This is a genomic window from Actinoplanes sp. NPDC051475 (assembly GCF_040689425.1).
Lineage (GTDB): Bacteria > Actinomycetota > Actinomycetes > Mycobacteriales > Micromonosporaceae > Actinoplanes.
The window spans coordinates 283,176-298,647 of the sequence record NZ_JBFAZZ010000010.1 but is presented as its reverse complement, the minus strand read 5'-3'; the positions used below and the strand labels follow the sequence as shown (position 1 = coordinate 298,647).

The following is a 15,472-nucleotide window of genomic DNA, read 5'->3' as shown; positions in this document are numbered from 1 at the left end:
GACCCGGCTTTCGGATCACCGGGCACCGCACACGGCTGACTCACCGGGTCGGGCCCCCGAGATTCCATCACGACGAGTGTCAAAGAGAAAGAGCAGCCTGACCCGGACGGTTTGTGTGATGCGAAGTCGCGTCCGAAGTCGCGAGCGTCGCCGCCCGGTCATCACTGCTCGTATGGGAAACATCTCTTTAAGTCACTCGCTCCAACCGGTGCGCCGGGGTCTTCGAACGCGCCGATCCGACCCGATCCATCTTCGATCGGGCTGCACAGACGATGGCTCGCACACGACCGGACGGCAAGGCAAGATGCCGGATTATGCAGTGTTTGTAGAGAGCCTCTGGCCGAACGGACGACCCGGCTGACCGAATCGCCAGTTTCATGCGACGAAAGTACGCCCGTGTCCCTCATGCCGGTTAAAACAGGACTTCAGACCACTAACTTCGCGTACGCCGGCTTGATCACGTCGTTGATGATGGCCAGCCGCTCGTCGTACGGGATGAACGCCGACTTCATCGCATTGATCGTGAGCCACTGCAGCTCACTCCAGCCCCAGCCGAACGCCTCGACCAGCAGCGCCATCTCGCGCGACATCGACGTACCGCTCATGAGCCGGTTGTCGGTGTTGACGGTGACCCGGAAGCGGAGGTCGCGCAGCAGCCCGATGGGGTGCTCGGCGATCGAGGCAACCGCCCCGGTCTGCACGTTGGACGACGGGCACAGCTCCAGCGGGATCCGCTTGTCGCGCACGTACGACGCCAGCCGCCCGAGCTTGCCCGCGGTGATGTCGTCGACGATCCGCACCCCGTGCCCCAGCCGGTCCGCCCCGCACCACTGGATCGCCTGCCAGATCGACGGCAGGCCGAACGCCTCACCCGCGTGGATGGTGAAGTGGAAGTTCTCCCGCTGGAGGTACTCGAACGCGTCGAGGTGCCGGGTGGGAGGAAAGCCGGCCTCGGCGCCGGCGATGTCGAAGCCGACCACGCCGGTGTCCCGGTAGCGCACGGCGAGCTCGGCGATCTCCTGCGAGCGGGCCGCGTGCCGCATGGCGGTCAGCAGGGTGCCGATCCGGATCCGGTTGCCCTGGGCCGCCGCCTCGGCGCAGCCCTCCTCGAAGCCGGCGTGCACGGCGTCGACCACCTGGTCGAGGGTGAGCCCCCGCTCGAGGTGCTGCTCGGGGGCGTAGCGGATCTCGGCGTAGACGACGCCGTCGGCGGCCAGGTCCAGCGCGCACTCCTTGGCGACCCGGTGCAGGCCCTCCTCGGTCTGCATCACCGCCACCGTGTGCGCGAACGTCTCCAGGTAGCGTTCCAGCGACCCGGAGTCCGCCGCCGCGACGAACCACTCGCCCAGCCGAGCCGGATCGGTCTCCGGCAGCTCGTGCCCCACAGCGTCGGCCAGCTCGATGATCGTCGCGGGGCGCAGCCCGCCGTCGAGGTGGTCGTGGAGAAGGGCCTTCGGAGCGGTCACGATGTCGGCGTGGGTGATGGCAACCATCAGCAGATGCTAGAGGGAAGCAGCGGATGATCGACGGAGCATTGCCGTACCTGAGGTGCCCGGTGTGTGGCGGAACACTCGCCGGGGCCGATGAACGGACAATTCGCTGCCTCCGCGGGCACTCCTTCGACATCGCGCGGCAGGGGTACGTGAACCTGACGGCGGGCCGTTCGCCCCATTCGGGCGACACCGCCGACATGGTCGCCGACCGGGACGCCTTCCTGGCCGAGGGGCACTACGACTTCATCGCCGACGCGCTGGCCGTCGCGGCGGACCCGGGCGACGGCCTGATCCTCGACGCCGGCACCGGCACCGGCCGCTATCTGGCGAGGGTTCTCGACGCTCACCCGGCCGCCGTTGGGCTCGGCATCGACGTCTCCAAGCCGGCGCTGCGCCGCGCGGCCCGCGCCCACCCACGCGCCGGTGCCGCCCTCGCCGATCTGTGGGGCCCGCTCCCGCTGGCCGACGGATCGGCCGGGGTGATCCTCGACGTCTTCGCCCCTCGCAACGGGCCGGAGTTCCGTCGCGTGCTGCGGCCGGACGGCGCCCTGGTCGTCGTCACCCCGGCGCCGGACCACCTGGCGGAGCTGATCGACGCCTTCGGGCTGCTCAAGGTCGACCCGGACAAGGCGGACCGGGTCGCGGACGCCCTGGGCACGGCATTCGACCAGGTGACCGGCACGACGGTACGCCGCACGCTGCGCCTCACCGCCGCGGAGACCCGCACGCTGATCGGCATGACGCCGAGCGCCCACCACGTGGTGCCGCGGGCCGACGCCGCGCACGAGGTAACCGCCGCGGTCGAGGTGGCGGTCTACCGGCCGGCCTAGACGGAGAGATCGACCTCTTCCCACTCCGGCGGGGCCTCGTGATAGGGCCCCGTGAAGAGCACAGCCCACTCCAGCGCCCACCGCCGCTGCCCGATCGCGTTGCTGTCGACCTCGCCGGGCGCCCGTACGCCGCTGCTCTCCGCCTCCTGGAACGCCCAGTCCAGGCAGTAGTACAGGTCGAGCAGCACCGCCGCCTCGATCGCGTCGCGCGGGGCGACGAGCGACCGTGACCGCCACTCGTTGAACAGCTCACCGCCGGGCAGGTCGGGCATCTGCCGCATCAGCCGGTCCTCCGGCGGGGCGGTGGGATCGAGGTGCCGGCTCAGCCCCAGCAGCCACGCGAGGGCGAACACCGCGTCGTGGTGCAGCACGAACGACCGGTGGTCGCCCTTCGCGCCGGCCACGAACTGCCACTCCGGCGGTGTGACGAAGTCCACCAGCCGGGAGTTGAGCAGCCAGCTCATGGCCGCCTCCGTGGGCATGCCGAAGCAGCGCGCCACGACCACGTGCAGCACCGCGGCGCGGGCCTCCAGCTCACCCGTCGGGCGCAGCTCCACGCCGTCCCCCGGCTCCCAGACCAGCGGGAACGTGGCGGGCGGCAGCGGCAGGGCGAGCCTTGTCAGCTCGTCCAGGCTGGCGTCGCGTACCGCTCGGGGATCGGGGGCGGCCTTCATGACCGCTCAGGCTATGCGGTCGATCAGGAGGCGCCCATCGGCGGGCGCGTCCGGCCCGAGCATGATCGCGCCGGCCGCGTCGGTCCGGGCCGCGGCGATCCGGTCCGCTTCATCGGTACGCAGCTCGAGCAGCACGTCACCGGTGCTCACCCGGTCGCCGGGGCGCACCTTGAGGACGACGCCGGCGCCGAAGCTCACCGGGTCCTCCTTGCGGGCCCGGCCGGCGCCCAGCCGCCAGGCGGCCAGGCCGATACCGAGCGCGTCGATCGAGGTCACCACGCCGTCCTCGGTCGCGCGCAGCACCTCGGTCTCGCGGGCGACGGGCAGCGGCGCGTCCGGGTCGCCGCCCTGGGCGCGGATCATCGCGCGCCAGGAGTCCATGGCGGCCCCGGACTCCAGCGCCTTGGCGGGGTCGGCGTCGATGCCGGCCGCGGCGAGCATCTCCCGGGCCAGGGCGACGGTCAGCTCGACCACGTCGGCCGGGCCGCCGCCGGCGAGTACGTCCAGCGACTCCTGCACCTCGACGGCGTTGCCGACGGTCAGGCCCAGCGGCGTGTTCATGTCGGTGAGCAGCGCGACCGTCTTCACGCCGTGCGCCTTGCCCAGCTCAACCATGGTGCGCGCCAGCTCACGGGCGGTGTCGAGGTCCTTCATGAAGGCGCCGGTGCCGACCTTCACGTCCAGCACCAGCGCGCCGGTGCCCTCGGCGATCTTCTTGCTCATGATCGAACTGGCGATGAGCGGGATCGCCTCGACGGTGCCGGTGACGTCGCGCAGGGCGTACAGCTTGCGGTCGGCCGGGGCGAGCCCGTCGCCGGCGGCGCAGATGACCGCGCCGACGTCCTGCAGCTGGCGGACGAACTCGTCGTTGCTCAGCCGGGCGCGCCAGCCCCGCACCGACTCCAGCTTGTCGAGGGTGCCGCCGGTGTGGCCGAGGCCGCGGCCGGAGAGCTGCGGCACGGCCGCGCCGCAGGCGGCGACGAGCGGGGTGAGCGGCAGCGTGATCTTGTCGCCGACGCCGCCGGTGGAGTGCTTGTCGACGGTCGGCCGGGTCACCGCGGACAGGTCCAGCCGCTCACCGCTGGCGATCATCGCGGCGGTCCAGCGGGCGATCTCGCCGGGCGTCATGCCCCGGAGCAGGATCGCCATCGCCAGGGCGGACATCTGCTCGTCCGCCACGACACCCTTCGTGTACGCGTCGACGACCCAGTCGATCTGCGCGTCGGACAGCGCCTGCCCGTCCCGCTTCGCCCGGATGACGTCGACGGCCGCGAACTCGCTCATGATTGCTCCCACGTCGTGCCGATGCCTTCCGGCGGTTCTCCCTCGCCGGCCCAGGACAGCCCGCCCGCGGCGTCCACCACGACGACCCGGGACGTACGGGTGCGGCCCCAGGTCACCGCCGCGACGGCGGTCGGGAAGATGGGCCCCTCCTCGAGGATGCCCTTGTCGGCGTCGCTCTCCTCGGGGCTTCCCCCGGAACGCTCCCAGTAACCGGTCCAGACCTGTTCGCCACCCGCGAGGTCGGGGTGCACGAAGACCGTGCCGCGCCCCCGCCAGCGGGCGAGCTGCGCCGGCACGTCCGGCACGGCGGCGGGGCCGGTGACCTTGTCGAGATCGTCGGGCCCGAACGCGTACGGCAGCAGCTCGGCCATCTTCAGCGGCCGGGGCACCGCCTCGACCAGGCACTCCGGGCCGCCGTGCTCGTACAGCAGCTGACGGCAGCGACCGCAGGGCATGAGCGGCTGCCCGTTGGCGTCGACGCACGACACCGCGACGAGCCGGCCGCCGCCCGTGGCGTGCAGCGACGACACCAGCCCGCACTCGGCGCAGAGCCCGACGCCGTACGACGCGTTCTCGACGTTGCACCCGACGACCACCCGGCCGTCGTCCACCAGCGCGGCGACCCCGACGGGAAAGTCGGAGTAGGGCGCGTACGCGTGCCGCATGGCCTCGATGGCCGCAGCCCGCAGCGACCCCCAGTCGATCTCCATGGCGCCGATTCTCCCCCGGTCAGCTCTTGATGTACGGCTGGCCGTCGGCAGCCGGCGCCCGCACCCGGCCCACCAGGCCCGCGACCGCCACGATGGTCGCCAGGTACGGCAGCATGTTGAGGAACTGGCTCGGCACCGGGCTCCCGACCGCGCTGAGGTACGTGGCGAGCTTCTGCGCGAAGCCGAAGAACAGCGCCGCCCCCAGCGCGCCGAACGGCGTCCACCGGCCGAAGATCAGCGCCGCCAGCGCGATGAAGCCGGCGCCGGAGGTCATGTTCTTGTTGAAGCTGCCGGTCGCCACCAGCGTGAAGTACGCGCCGCCCGCACCCGCGATCAGGCCACCGATCAGGACGTTGAGGTAGCGCAGGCCGCGGACCCGGATGCCGACGGTGTCGGCGGCGGTCGGGTGCTCGCCGACCGCCCGGGTACGCAGGCCCCAGCGGGTCCGGTTGAGCCCGAAGTGCACCACGAACACCAGGATCAGGGCGAGCCAGACCAGCCCGTTGGTGTGGAACAGCACGGGCCCCACCACCGGGATGTCGGCCAGCCCGGGGATGCGCCACTCCGGCATCTTCGGCGGCTGGTTGTACGCCTGCGCGTCGGGCTGCATGAGCCGCTCGTACAGGAAGCCGGTGATGCCCAGGGCGAGCAGGTTGAGCACGATGCCCACGACGACCTGGTCGACCAGGTAGCGGATCGCCAGCACCGCCAGGATCGCCGCGATGATCACGCCGCCCACCGCCGCGCTGAGCACGCCGGCCCACACGCTGGTGGCCATCGTGCCGACCAGCGCCGCACCGAACGCGCCCATCAGGAACTGGCCCTCGATCGCGACGTTGACCACGCCGGACCGCTCGCCGAGCACGCCGGCCAGGGCGCCGAGGATCAGCGGCACGGCGAGCTCGAGCGTGCCGCTGGCGGTGTCCACGAGCGGCAGGAACTTGCCCGCGACCTGCCAGCACAGGAACGACAGGACGAAGGCGAGGATGCCGATGCTCAGCACCCAGGTCTGGTACTTGCGCAGCAGGCCGGCGAGCAGCACCACCCCGGCCGCGAGCGCCAGGATGCCGAAGAGGATCGCGCCGAACTGCCCGTTGATGGACAGCGCGGCCCCCTCGGCGTCCTCGCTGAGGGTGAACCGGGCCGTCTCGGAGGCCGCGAGGGCGCCGAAGACGATCGTCGCCACCAGGCCGATGAGCGTCACCCCGACGCCGAGGCGCCGCTGCCGGTCCCAGAACCGCGTGGGTGCCACGGTCGTGGCCGGCTCCTCCACTGTCGCCGTCGACACGCCGGTCACCAGCCCTTCGCCATCGAGGCGCCCAGCCGCGCGGAGCGGGCGGCGCGCAATTGGAAGATCGCCTTCACGAGAGCCGGGGCGGCGATGAAGATGACGATCAGAGCCTGGAGCACCGTGACCAGCTCCAGGGAGATGCTCGAGAACGACTGCATGCGGTTGCCGCCGGCGCGCAGGGCACCGAACAGGATCGCCGCGACCAGCGTGCCCCACGGCCGGTTGCGGCCGAGCAGGGCGACCAGCAGGCCGTCGAAGCCGATGTTGCCCGCCACCTGCGTGGTCAGGGCGTGCGCCGTACCCAGGACCTGGGTCGCGCCGCCGAGGCCGGCAAGGCCGCCGGCGACGACCATGAGCAACGTGTACGTCCTGGCGACGCTGATGCCGGCGGTCTTGGACGCGGCCGGGTTGTGGCCGACCGCCCGCAGCTCGAAGCCGAACGCGGACCGGTTGAGCAGCCAGGCGACCCCGGCGGTGGCCAACACGGCGAGCACGATGCCGAGGTTGGCGCGCAGCTCGCCACCGAACGAGGGCAGCTCCGCCGAGCCGTCGACGGTCTTGCTGATCGCGTCGCTGCGGCCGGGCTGCTGCACCCCCTTCTGCAGGATCAGCCAGCCCAGGAACAGGGCGGCCGTGTAGTTCATCATGATCGTCACGATGACCTCGTGGGCGCCGGTACGGGCCTTGAGGATGCCCGGCACGAAGCCCCAGAGCGCGCCGCCGAGCAGGCCGGCCAGCAGCGCCGCGAGGAGGTGGATCACCGGCGGCAGCGGCAGCGCGAAGCCGGCCAGCGCGGCGACGATGGTGCCGACGATCGCCTGGCCCTGGCCGCCGATGTTGAACAGGCCGCCGCGGAACGCCAGCGCCACGGACAGGCCGGTGAAGACCAGCGGCGCCGCGTACGTGAGGGTCTCGGAGATCGGGAAGAAGACCTGCCGCCACGTGCCGGTGCCGTTCGCCCAGGCGGTGACGGCGGCGGGGTCGACGATCGCGCCCTTGAACAGGTCGGCGTACGCGCTGCTGACCACCGTCCAGCTGGCGTTCAGCGCGTCGCTGGGGCGCGCGGTGATGTAGCTGAACGTCTTCAGCACCGCGGGGTCCGAGACGACGATCAGGATCGCGCCGATGAGCATCGCCATCAGGATCGACAGCACCGTCACGGTGACGGTGTTGGCCGACCAGAGGTTGCGCACGAAGTGGCTCAGGAAGCTGTCTTCGGCGGCGGGCTCCTGCTGCTTCTTCGCGGGGGCGCCCGTGGCGGTCTCCGCGGCCGTCTCGTCGGCGTCCTTGTCCACGCCGACCGGTCCGTCGGTTGTCACTTCGTCCCCTTCTCTGCGGCCCCGTCGGTGATGCCGGCCATCAGCAGACCCAGCTTGTCGCGCGGGGTGTCCGGCGAGACGATCGCCAGGATCCGGCCCCGGTACATCACGGCGATCCGGTCGGCGAGCCCGACGACCTCGTCGAGCTCGCTCGAGACCACCAGCACCGCCGTGCCGACGTCGCGCTCGTGCACGATCCGGCTGTGGATGAACTCGATCGATCCGACGTCGACGCCGCGGGTCGGCTGGGCCGCGATGAACAGCCGCAGCGGCCGGGACAGTTCCCGCGCCACGACCACCTTCTGCTGGTTACCGCCGGACAGGGTGCCCACCGCGGCGTCCGGTGACGACGTACGGATGTCGAACTGCTCGACCCGCTCGCGCGCCGACGTGGCGACGGCCGCCGGGTTCAGCTGGAACGAGTTGCCGTACGGCGCCCGGTCGTACTGGTCGAGCACCAGGTTCTCGGCGACCGAGAACTCCTTGACCACCCCGTCGAGGCTGCGGTCCTCGGGCACGTACCCGACGCCCGAGCGCAGGATCTCTTTGGTGGTCATGCCGATCAGGCTCTCGTTGTCGATCATGATCGACCCGGCGCGCGGCGTGCGCAGGCCCATGACGGCCTCGATCAGCTCGGTCTGCCCGTTGCCCTGGACGCCGGCGATGCCGAGGATTTCGCCCGCCTGCACGGTCAGGTCGACGTTGTCGACGGCGCGTACGCCCCGGTCGTCATCGACGATCAGGCCGGAGATGTGCAGGACCTCGCGGCCGGGGTCGGCGGGCTCTTTGTCCACCTCGAGGCTGACCGCGCGGCCGACCATGAGGGCGGCCAGCTCGTCCTCGGCGGTGTCCGGGGACGCGGTGCCCACGGTCCGCCCGCGCCGGATGACCGTGATCCGGTCGGCGATGGCCTTGACCTCTTTGAGCTTGTGGGTGATGAAGACGATGGACTTGCCCGCGTCGGACAGCCCGCGCATGACCGCGAGCAGCTCCTCGGTCTCCTGTGGGGTCAGCACGGCGGTCGGCTCGTCGAGGATGAGCAGGTCGACGTCGCGGGTGAGGGCCTTGATGATCTCCACGCGCTGCTGCGCGCCGACCGTCAGGTTCTCCACCAGCGCGTCCGGGTCGACCGGCAGGCCGTACCGTTCGGAGACCTCGACGACCTCGCGCCGGGCCCGGCGCCGGTCGAGGAAGCCGGCCCGGGTCTTCTCGGCGCCGAGGGCGATGTTCTCGGCCACGGTGAAGACCGGGACGAGCATGAAGTGCTGGTGGACCATGCCGATGCCGGCGGCGATGGCGTCGCGGGGGCTGCGGAACGTCCGCGCCTCGCCGTCGACGAGGATCTCGCCCTCGTCCGGCTGCAGAAGGCCGTAGAGCTGGTTCATGAGGGTGGACTTGCCCGCGCCGTTCTCGCCGAGGAGGGCGTGCACCTCTCCGGGCTCGACGGTCAGGTCGATGTGGTCGTTGGCCACCAGGTCGCCGAAGCGCTTGGTGATGCCGCGCAGCTCGAGTCTCAGCGGAATCTCCTGCAGACGAGGGGCCGGGAGTCCGGCACGAGGGGTGGCCGGGACAGCCCGAGCAGAGCCGCCGCGCAGGCCGCGGGCTTCGTCCCGCGACCGCGCGGCGGCCGGATTGCTAGTTCAACAACAGGTCACTTCGGCGCGTTGGCCGACTCGACCTTGACGGTGCCCGCGATGATGTCCGCCTTGAGCTTGTCGACCTCGGACTTGAGCCCGGCGTCGACCTTGCCGTCGAACTTGTTGTACGGCGCGATCGAGACGCCGTCGTTCTCCAGCGTGCCCTTGTAGCCCGGGGTGGCGGTGAGGGGCTTGCCCTGCGCGCCGTCGGCCACGGCCTGCTCCACGGCGTCCTTGATGTTCTTGACGACGGTTGTCAGGAAGACGTCGCAGTACTGCTCGGCGCTCTTGCAGCCGTCCTGGTCGACCCAGATGACCGAGATCTTGCCGCCGGACGCCTTGGCCACGTCGGCGGTGCCCAGGCCGGTGCCGCCGGCGACCGGCATGATCACGTCGGCGCCCTGCGAGACGAACGTGTTGGTGATCGTCTTGCCCTTGGCCTGGTCGCCGAAGTTCTCGGCGAACGTGCCGTTCTGCTTGGCCTTGTCCCAGCCGAGCACGGCGACGTTCTTGCCCTTGGTCTTGTTGTAGTGCGCGACGCCGTCGGCGAAGCCGTCCATGAAGACGGTGACCGGCGGGATCTTCAGGCCGCCGTAGGTGGCCACCTTGCCGGTCTTCGAGTAGCCCGCGGCGAGGTAGCCGGCGAGGAACGCGGCCTCGTCGGTGGCGAACTGCATCGGGAAGACGTTGTTCACACCCGCGATGCTGCTGTCCACGATGCCGAACTGCTGGCTGGTGTTCTCCTTGGCGACCTTCTCGGTGGCGCCGCCCATGAGGCCGCCGACCGCCAGGATGAAGTTGCACTTCTGCGTCACGAACTGGCGCAGGTTGGGCTCGTAGTCGGCCTCGGCCGTCGACGCCACGTACTTGGGCTCGACGTTGCTCTGGGCCTCCTTGGCGGCCTGCATGCCGGCCCACGCCGAGGCGTTGAAGGACCGGTCGTCGATGCCACCGGTGTCGGTGACCATGCACGCCTTATATGCGGCGGCCTTGCTCGCGCCGGAGCCGCTCGGAGTCTCGTCAGGGGCGTCGCCACAGGCCGCGGCGGCGAGCGTCAGCCCACCCGCCGCGAGAATCGCAACGATTCGCTTCCCACGTACTGGGCGCAAAACGCCCTCCTTCCACAGCGCACCGACACTGCGCGGTGCGTCTCAGGTCGGGAGCGTAGCCGCAGGCCAGGGTGACGGCAGGAAATCAACCCGGACTGTTGGCTCACCGTTACCTGCCCGCAACCACGGACTGCGTCATTTGTTGCCCCACCCAACAAACCGCCGATTTTTGCCGCCCACACCGCTACAAACCGTCAATTTTTCGGTGCTCCCCAGTCGCCGCCATCGAATCCTCGGGCGTCGATGCCACCGGCCGGGAGGCACGCCACGCGCGGACGCCGAGCACGCCCACCGCCGTACCGATGACGAGCGAGGCGGCGATCAACAGGGCGTGCACCCAGAGGAAGGAGGTGGGACTGCCGTCGGCGAAGGACCGGTCGTCCTTCCAGATCGCGACGCCGAACCGCGGCCAGATGAGCCAGGTCCAGACCCCGACGGTGATCAGGAAGGCCGACCATCTCCGAGTGAGCATCACGGGCCCAGTATGCCGTGCGGCCGCGCCCGGCTCTCTAAAGGCAGCACCACCCACGTACCGGCGGCCTCAGCTGTTCCAGAACATCAGTTCGCGCGCCTGCTGGGAACACGCGGTCAGCTCCGCGACGTCGCGGCCGGGAACGACGTAGTCGCGTTCCCGGATGAGGGCAAGGAAGGTCTCGGGCACGGCGACGCGGTGCCGGCGTACGAAATGAGCGAAATCCTTCCGTCACAGCCAGTCCCCATCGGTGAGGACGGTGGACCCGTTCATGATCTGCCGGGTCGGCTCGAACGGGTCGTCTGCGATGTCCATGACGTCGATCAGGACATATCCGGCATTCAGGTAGTCGAGTACTTGTCCGAGGTCCGGAAGCTCCTCGCCGGCGACGTGGTCGAAGATGCTTTCCTGCGGCTCGGTCGAGCGGACGGGACCGAACTCGGCGAACATGCCCGCCGTCTTCAGTTGACCGTTGTGCCTCATCACCCACCCTTCGGATAGAAGGTCTTCCATTCGCCGCCGCCTCGGATGACCGGGGTCCGCCCAACCGCTCGGCGGAGGGCGGGCTGCGGGCGCTGCTAGACGCCTGAGGTCAGCTTCGCGGCGATCCGGAAGAAGGCCGCACGCACCTCGTCGCGCGTCGGCGGCCGGCCCGGCGTGGTGCGGCGCGGCTCGTCGTCGTCGTCGTCGAAGGTCTCGGCCGTGAGGTCGTCGGTGCTGGCGTCATGGTCGGCGCCCGACTTCGCCAGCTCGACCTCGGCGCTGATGGCCTCGGCGTCGGCGAGCGGCAGCAGCGGCTCGACCACCGCCATCAGGTCCTCGTCGGCGACGACGGCCTGGGCCAGCGCGAGGGCGTGCGGTCGCTCGTACGGACCGCAGACCAGCGGCTCCCACTCCTCCTCGTCGTCGAGGGGGCCGATGGTGATGATCCACGGCAGGTCGGCCACGGGTGAGCCCGGCGGCAGGTGCAGCGTCACGAGAGTGCCCACGGGATCATCATTCCGGCCCCCGGTGCCGAATCCAGGTATTTTGCCCCACCGGGGCAGTTTTATCGTCCGCGGAGAGGTCGACGACCCTCCCGTGGGGGCTGGTGGCCGCCCAGGCCGCGCCGAAGAGCAGCAGCTGGTTGAAGACGTACAGGTAGACCAGCAGCCCGACCGCGCTGGCGACCAGGCCGTACGCGGGGTTGCGCTGGATCAGCCCGACGAGGGACTTCCCGACGGTGTTGAGCAGGTAGATGCCGATGCCGACCTGCAGGACCGGCGGGGCCATCCGCCGCGCGGTCATCCGCAGCCGGGGCACCGCCGCCAGCAGTGCGGCCGCCAGCAGCATGTTGATTCCGATGGTGAGCACCGCGCTGACGATCGACAGCAGCAGGCCGACCCGGCCGTCGGCGAGCCACTCGAGCAGCGACTCGAGCCCGTAGACCGCCCCCACCGAGATGATGAGCAGCAGCAGGATGCCGCCCAGCACCAGCAGGTCGACAGCCTGCCGGACGCCGACGTAGCCGGGCTGCTCGTTGAGGCGCCAGATCAGCCGCTGCGACGAGCGGATCGCCTCGACCCAGCCGATGCCCGTGAAGATCAGCCCGAGGATGCCCACGATGCCGACCGTCTTGCCGCTCTCGACGATCGCCTGCACGTCGAGGAAGGGCAGGTTCTGCTCCAGGAAGTGCTGGACGACCTCGAAGAGCGCCACGTTGGTGTCGAGGAGGACGCCGAAGATCGAGTAGCCGATGAGGGCGAGCGCGAACACCGCGAAGAAGCCGTAGTACGCGATCGCCGCCGCGAGCCGGCCGCCCGAGACCTCGTCGTAGCGCAGCGCGGCGCGGCACAGGTGATCGAAGTAGCGGGAGCGGTGTCGCAGCGCCATGATCCGTGCCTCGACCACCGCGTACGCCCGGTCGATGGCGTTCACGGCCAGACCGTACCCAATGGATCGCGGGTTCTAGCGCAGGTCGCCCAGCACGTAGTCGCGGCGGCGCCGCCAGGGGCCGTCGCCGCCGTCGGAGAGGTCGTGCGAGAAGAGCGTGAACGCCGGCACCTCGAAGCGGGCCTCGAACTCGGCGAGGTCGTCGAAGACCGCGTCGAGCGCCGCGCCGGGCACGTCCTGGGCCACGGTGACGTGCGGGTGGTAGGGAAACCGCGAGTCGCGATCGATCCCCTCCGCCGCGGCGATGGCTGCGGCGAGCAGCTCGCATTCGCTGATCCCGGCCGCCAGGGTCACGAACACGACCTCGGTGATCGGCCGGAACGTGCCGGTGCCCCGCAGATGCACGGTGAACGGCTCCTGCGCGGTGGCGACCGCGTCCAGGTGCTTCTCGATCGCCGGCAACGCCTCGGTGGCGACCTCGGTCGGGCCGAGGAGGGTGACGTGGGCCGGCGTGTAGGCGGCCTGCGGATCGCCGGCCTCGGCCCGGCGCCGGGTCAGCGCTGTCCCCCAGGGCTCGGGGATGTCGATCGCGACGCCGATGCGGGTCGTCGGCGGGTCCGTCTGCGGCACCGGCGTCAGGCTCCGCGCGACGGGCTGAGGAAGCCGATGTTCTGGTACGCCTGAGCCAGGGTCACCGCCGACACGGCCCGCGCCTTGTCCGCGCCCACCGCGAGCACCTTGTCGAGGTAGCCGGGGTCCTCGAGGAAGGTCCGCGTGCGCTCCTGGACCGGCTTGACGAACTCCACGACGATCTCGGCGAGGTCCTTCTTGAGGTCGCCGTAGCCGCGGCCGTCGTACTGCTCGAGCAGTTCGTCTATGGTCCGCCCGGTCAGCGCCGCGTAGATGGTCAGCAGGTTGCTGATGCCGGGCTTGTTCTCCTCGTCGTAGAGGATCTCCCGGCCGGTGTCGGTGACCGCCGACTTGATCTTCTTGGCCGACCGCGCGGGCTCCTCGAGCAGCTCGATGATGCCGTTGGGCGAGGACGCCGACTTCGACATCTTCGCGGTCGGGTCCTGCAGGTCGGTGATCTTCGCGGTGTCGCGCACGATGTACGCCGAGGGCACGGTGAACGTCTTGCCGAAGCGCGAGTTGTAGCGCTGCGCCAGGTCGCGGGTGAGCTCGAGGTGCTGTCGCTGGTCCTCGCCGACCGGCACCGCGTCGGCCTGGTAGAGCAGGATGTCCGCGGCCTGCAGGATCGGGTAGGTGAAGAGGCCGACGCTGGTGGTGTCCGAGCCCTGCTTGGCCGACTTGTCCTTGAACTGCACCATGCGCCCGGCCTCACCGAAGCCGGTGATGCAGCTCAGCACCCAGCCCAGCTGGGCGTGCTCGGGAACGTGCGACTGCACGAAGAGGGTGCAGCGCTCGGGGTCGAGACCGAGGGCGAGCAGCTGGGCGACCGAGAGCCGGGTCCTGTTCCGCAGCGCCACCGGGTCGTGCCCCATGGTGATCGCGTGCAGGTCCACGACGCAGTAGAACGCGTCCGCCGTTTCCTGCATGGCAACCCAGTTGCGGACCGCTCCGAGATAATTGCCGAGATGGAACGAGTCGGCGGTCGGCTGGATGCCGGAGAGCACCCGCGGGCGGCGGTCGGCGTCGGACATGAGCGCCATTGTGTCAGTCTCTCCGGGCTTTCCGTCAAACGCCCGGGGCGGTCCTGGACGATGTTCGATCATGTTGACTTGTGAGCGGTATTGAGCAATCCTGGACGCTGATGCGTCCGCTACGAAAGGTCATGTGGTGAAACTTCTCGTCACCGGAGGCGCAGGGTACATCGGCAGCGTCACCAGCCGCCTGCTGCTCGACGCCGGCCACGAGGTCGTCGTGCTGGACAACCTCGAAAGCGGGTTCCGGGAGGCGGTCGCGCCCGACGCCACCTTCGTACGGGCGGACATCGCCGACGCCGCCTCGGTGCTCACCCCGGACGCCGGTTTCGACGCGGTGCTGCATTTCGCCGGCCTCATCCAGGCCGGCGAGTCGATGACCAAGCCGGAGATCTACTGGGACCACAATGTCAGGCGCTCGCTCGCGCTGCTCGAGGCGGTCCGCGCCGCCCGGGTCCCCCGCCTGGTCTTCTCCTCCACCGCCGCCGTCTACGGCAACCCCACCGAGCTGCCCATCACCGAGGCCGCCACCAAGGCACCGACCAACACGTACGGTGCCACCAAGCTGACCTTCGACTTCGCGCTCACCTCCGAGGCCTTCGCGCACCAGCTGGCCGCCGTGTCGCTGCGCTACTTCAACGTGGCCGGCGCCCTGATCCGCGAGGACGGTACGGCCCTCGGCGAGCGGCACGACCCGGAGACCCACCTCATCCCGATCGCGCTGCAGGTGGCCGCCGGCAAGCGGGAGAAGCTGCAGCTCTTCGGCGACGACTACCCGACGGCCGACGGCACCTGCGTCCGCGACTACATCCACGTGCAGGACCTGGCCCGGGCCCACCTGCTGGCCCTGGAGGCGGCGACCGGCGGCGAGCACAAGATCTACAACCTGGGCAACGGCAACGGCTTCTCCAACCGGCAGGTCGTCGAGGCGGCCCGCGAGGTCACCGGCGCGGCCCTCCCGGTCGAGGTGGCCCCGCGCCGCGAGGGCGACCCGGCCACGCTGGTGGCGTCGTCGCAGCGGGCCCGCGACGAGCTCGGCTGGGTGCCGGAGAAGAACACCCTGCCCGACATGATCGGGGACGCCTGGGAGTTCTACCGCACCCACGTCGCGTGATCTGAT

At 70.4% G+C, this 15,472-nt stretch carries 16 protein-coding genes; 2 read left to right on the top strand and 14 right to left on the bottom strand.

Features of this window, described 5'->3' with window-relative positions:
* Window positions 1-425 precede the first annotated feature (425 nt).
* A complete protein-coding gene (locus tag AB0368_RS22240; protein ID WP_366155820.1) occupies window positions 426-1,493 on the bottom strand; it encodes an adenosine deaminase in 1,068 nt (355 codons plus the stop codon).
* Between the two features lie 26 nt (window positions 1,494-1,519).
* On the opposite strand from AB0368_RS22240, the gene AB0368_RS22235 reads away from it, so the two are divergent.
* Window positions 1,520-2,323 carry a putative RNA methyltransferase gene (locus AB0368_RS22235; RefSeq protein ID WP_366155819.1) on the top strand — a complete coding sequence of 268 codons (804 nt, stop codon included), beginning with the start codon at window positions 1,520-1,522 and terminating at the stop codon, window positions 2,321-2,323.
* Here the strand turns inward: AB0368_RS22235 and AB0368_RS22230 are convergent.
* The 13 genes from AB0368_RS22230 to trpS form a co-directional block, all read right to left on the bottom strand.
* A complete protein-coding gene (locus AB0368_RS22230; protein WP_366155818.1) occupies window positions 2,320-2,997 on the bottom strand; it encodes a DUF4272 domain-containing protein in 678 nt (225 codons plus the stop codon). The two genes, AB0368_RS22235 and AB0368_RS22230, sit on opposite strands and share 4 nt — an antisense overlap.
* Before the next feature lie 6 nt (window positions 2,998-3,003).
* Window positions 3,004-4,281 (bottom strand): thymidine phosphorylase, encoded by a 1,278-nt coding sequence (locus AB0368_RS22225; RefSeq protein WP_366155817.1) that lies wholly within the window; start codon window positions 4,279-4,281, stop codon window positions 3,004-3,006.
* A complete protein-coding gene (locus AB0368_RS22220) occupies window positions 4,278-4,991 on the bottom strand; it encodes a cytidine deaminase (protein WP_366155816.1) in 714 nt (237 codons plus the stop codon). Before AB0368_RS22220 ends, AB0368_RS22225 begins: the two co-directional genes overlap by 4 nt.
* 19 nt (window positions 4,992-5,010) lie before the next feature.
* Window positions 5,011-6,279, bottom strand: a complete 1,269-nt coding sequence (locus AB0368_RS22215) for an ABC transporter permease (protein ID WP_366155815.1) — start codon at window positions 6,277-6,279, stop codon at window positions 5,011-5,013.
* Window positions 6,280-6,284: 5 nt separating this feature from the next.
* The gene (locus tag AB0368_RS22210; protein ID WP_366155863.1) at window positions 6,285-7,487 is read right to left on the bottom strand and encodes an ABC transporter permease; all 1,203 of its coding nucleotides are present in this window, start codon (window positions 7,485-7,487) and stop codon (window positions 6,285-6,287) included.
* Window positions 7,488-7,597: 110 nt separating this feature from the next.
* Window positions 7,598-9,073 carry an ABC transporter ATP-binding protein gene (locus tag AB0368_RS22205; protein WP_366155814.1) on the bottom strand — a complete coding sequence of 492 codons (1,476 nt, stop codon included), beginning with the start codon at window positions 9,071-9,073 and terminating at the stop codon, window positions 7,598-7,600.
* A 179-nt stretch (window positions 9,074-9,252) separates the two neighbouring features.
* Window positions 9,253-10,347, bottom strand: a complete 1,095-nt coding sequence (locus tag AB0368_RS22200; protein ID WP_366155813.1) for a BMP family ABC transporter substrate-binding protein — start codon at window positions 10,345-10,347, stop codon at window positions 9,253-9,255.
* Window positions 10,348-10,531: 184 nt separating this feature from the next.
* Complete coding sequence (locus AB0368_RS22195) at window positions 10,532-10,819, bottom strand: hypothetical protein (protein WP_366155862.1); 288 nt, start codon at window positions 10,817-10,819, stop codon at window positions 10,532-10,534.
* A gap of 231 nt (window positions 10,820-11,050) precedes the next feature.
* Window positions 11,051-11,302 carry a hypothetical protein gene (locus AB0368_RS22190; protein ID WP_366155812.1) on the bottom strand — a complete coding sequence of 84 codons (252 nt, stop codon included), beginning with the start codon at window positions 11,300-11,302 and terminating at the stop codon, window positions 11,051-11,053.
* 95 nt (window positions 11,303-11,397) lie between these two features.
* A complete protein-coding gene (locus AB0368_RS22185; RefSeq protein ID WP_366155811.1) occupies window positions 11,398-11,808 on the bottom strand; it encodes a hypothetical protein in 411 nt (136 codons plus the stop codon).
* Window positions 11,809-11,815: 7 nt separating this feature from the next.
* Complete coding sequence (locus tag AB0368_RS22180) at window positions 11,816-12,736, bottom strand: YhjD/YihY/BrkB family envelope integrity protein (protein ID WP_366155810.1); 921 nt, start codon at window positions 12,734-12,736, stop codon at window positions 11,816-11,818.
* Between the two features lie 30 nt (window positions 12,737-12,766).
* Complete coding sequence (locus tag AB0368_RS22175; protein ID WP_366155809.1) at window positions 12,767-13,321, bottom strand: 2'-5' RNA ligase family protein; 555 nt, start codon at window positions 13,319-13,321, stop codon at window positions 12,767-12,769.
* A gap of 5 nt (window positions 13,322-13,326) precedes the next feature.
* Window positions 13,327-14,352: a tryptophan--tRNA ligase gene (gene trpS, locus AB0368_RS22170; RefSeq protein ID WP_366155808.1), complete on the bottom strand. Its 1,026-nt coding sequence runs from the start codon at window positions 14,350-14,352 to the stop codon at window positions 13,327-13,329.
* Between the two features lie 136 nt (window positions 14,353-14,488).
* On the opposite strand from trpS, the gene galE reads away from it, so the two are divergent.
* The gene (gene galE / locus AB0368_RS22165) at window positions 14,489-15,466 is read left to right on the top strand and encodes a UDP-glucose 4-epimerase GalE (RefSeq protein WP_366155807.1); all 978 of its coding nucleotides are present in this window, start codon (window positions 14,489-14,491) and stop codon (window positions 15,464-15,466) included.
* Window positions 15,467-15,472: the final 6 nt, after the last annotated feature.

Excerpts from the sequence above, each read along its gene's own strand:
- AB0368_RS22240 (WP_366155820.1), bottom strand. The coding sequence starts at position 1,493 with ATGGTTGCCATCACCCACGCCGACATCGTGACCGCTCCGAAGGCCCTT.
- AB0368_RS22235 (WP_366155819.1), top strand. The coding sequence starts at position 1,520 with ATGATCGACGGAGCATTGCCGTACCTGAGGTGCCCGGTGTGTGGCGGA.
- AB0368_RS22230 (WP_366155818.1), bottom strand. The coding sequence starts at position 2,997 with ATGAAGGCCGCCCCCGATCCCCGAGCGGTACGCGACGCCAGCCTGGAC.
- AB0368_RS22225 (WP_366155817.1), bottom strand. The coding sequence starts at position 4,281 with ATGAGCGAGTTCGCGGCCGTCGACGTCATCCGGGCGAAGCGGGACGGG.
- AB0368_RS22220 (WP_366155816.1), bottom strand. The coding sequence starts at position 4,991 with ATGGAGATCGACTGGGGGTCGCTGCGGGCTGCGGCCATCGAGGCCATG.
- AB0368_RS22195 (WP_366155862.1), bottom strand. The coding sequence starts at position 10,819 with ATGCTCACTCGGAGATGGTCGGCCTTCCTGATCACCGTCGGGGTCTGG.
- AB0368_RS22190 (WP_366155812.1), bottom strand. The coding sequence starts at position 11,302 with ATGAGGCACAACGGTCAACTGAAGACGGCGGGCATGTTCGCCGAGTTC.
- trpS (WP_366155808.1), bottom strand. The coding sequence starts at position 14,352 with ATGTCCGACGCCGACCGCCGCCCGCGGGTGCTCTCCGGCATCCAGCCG.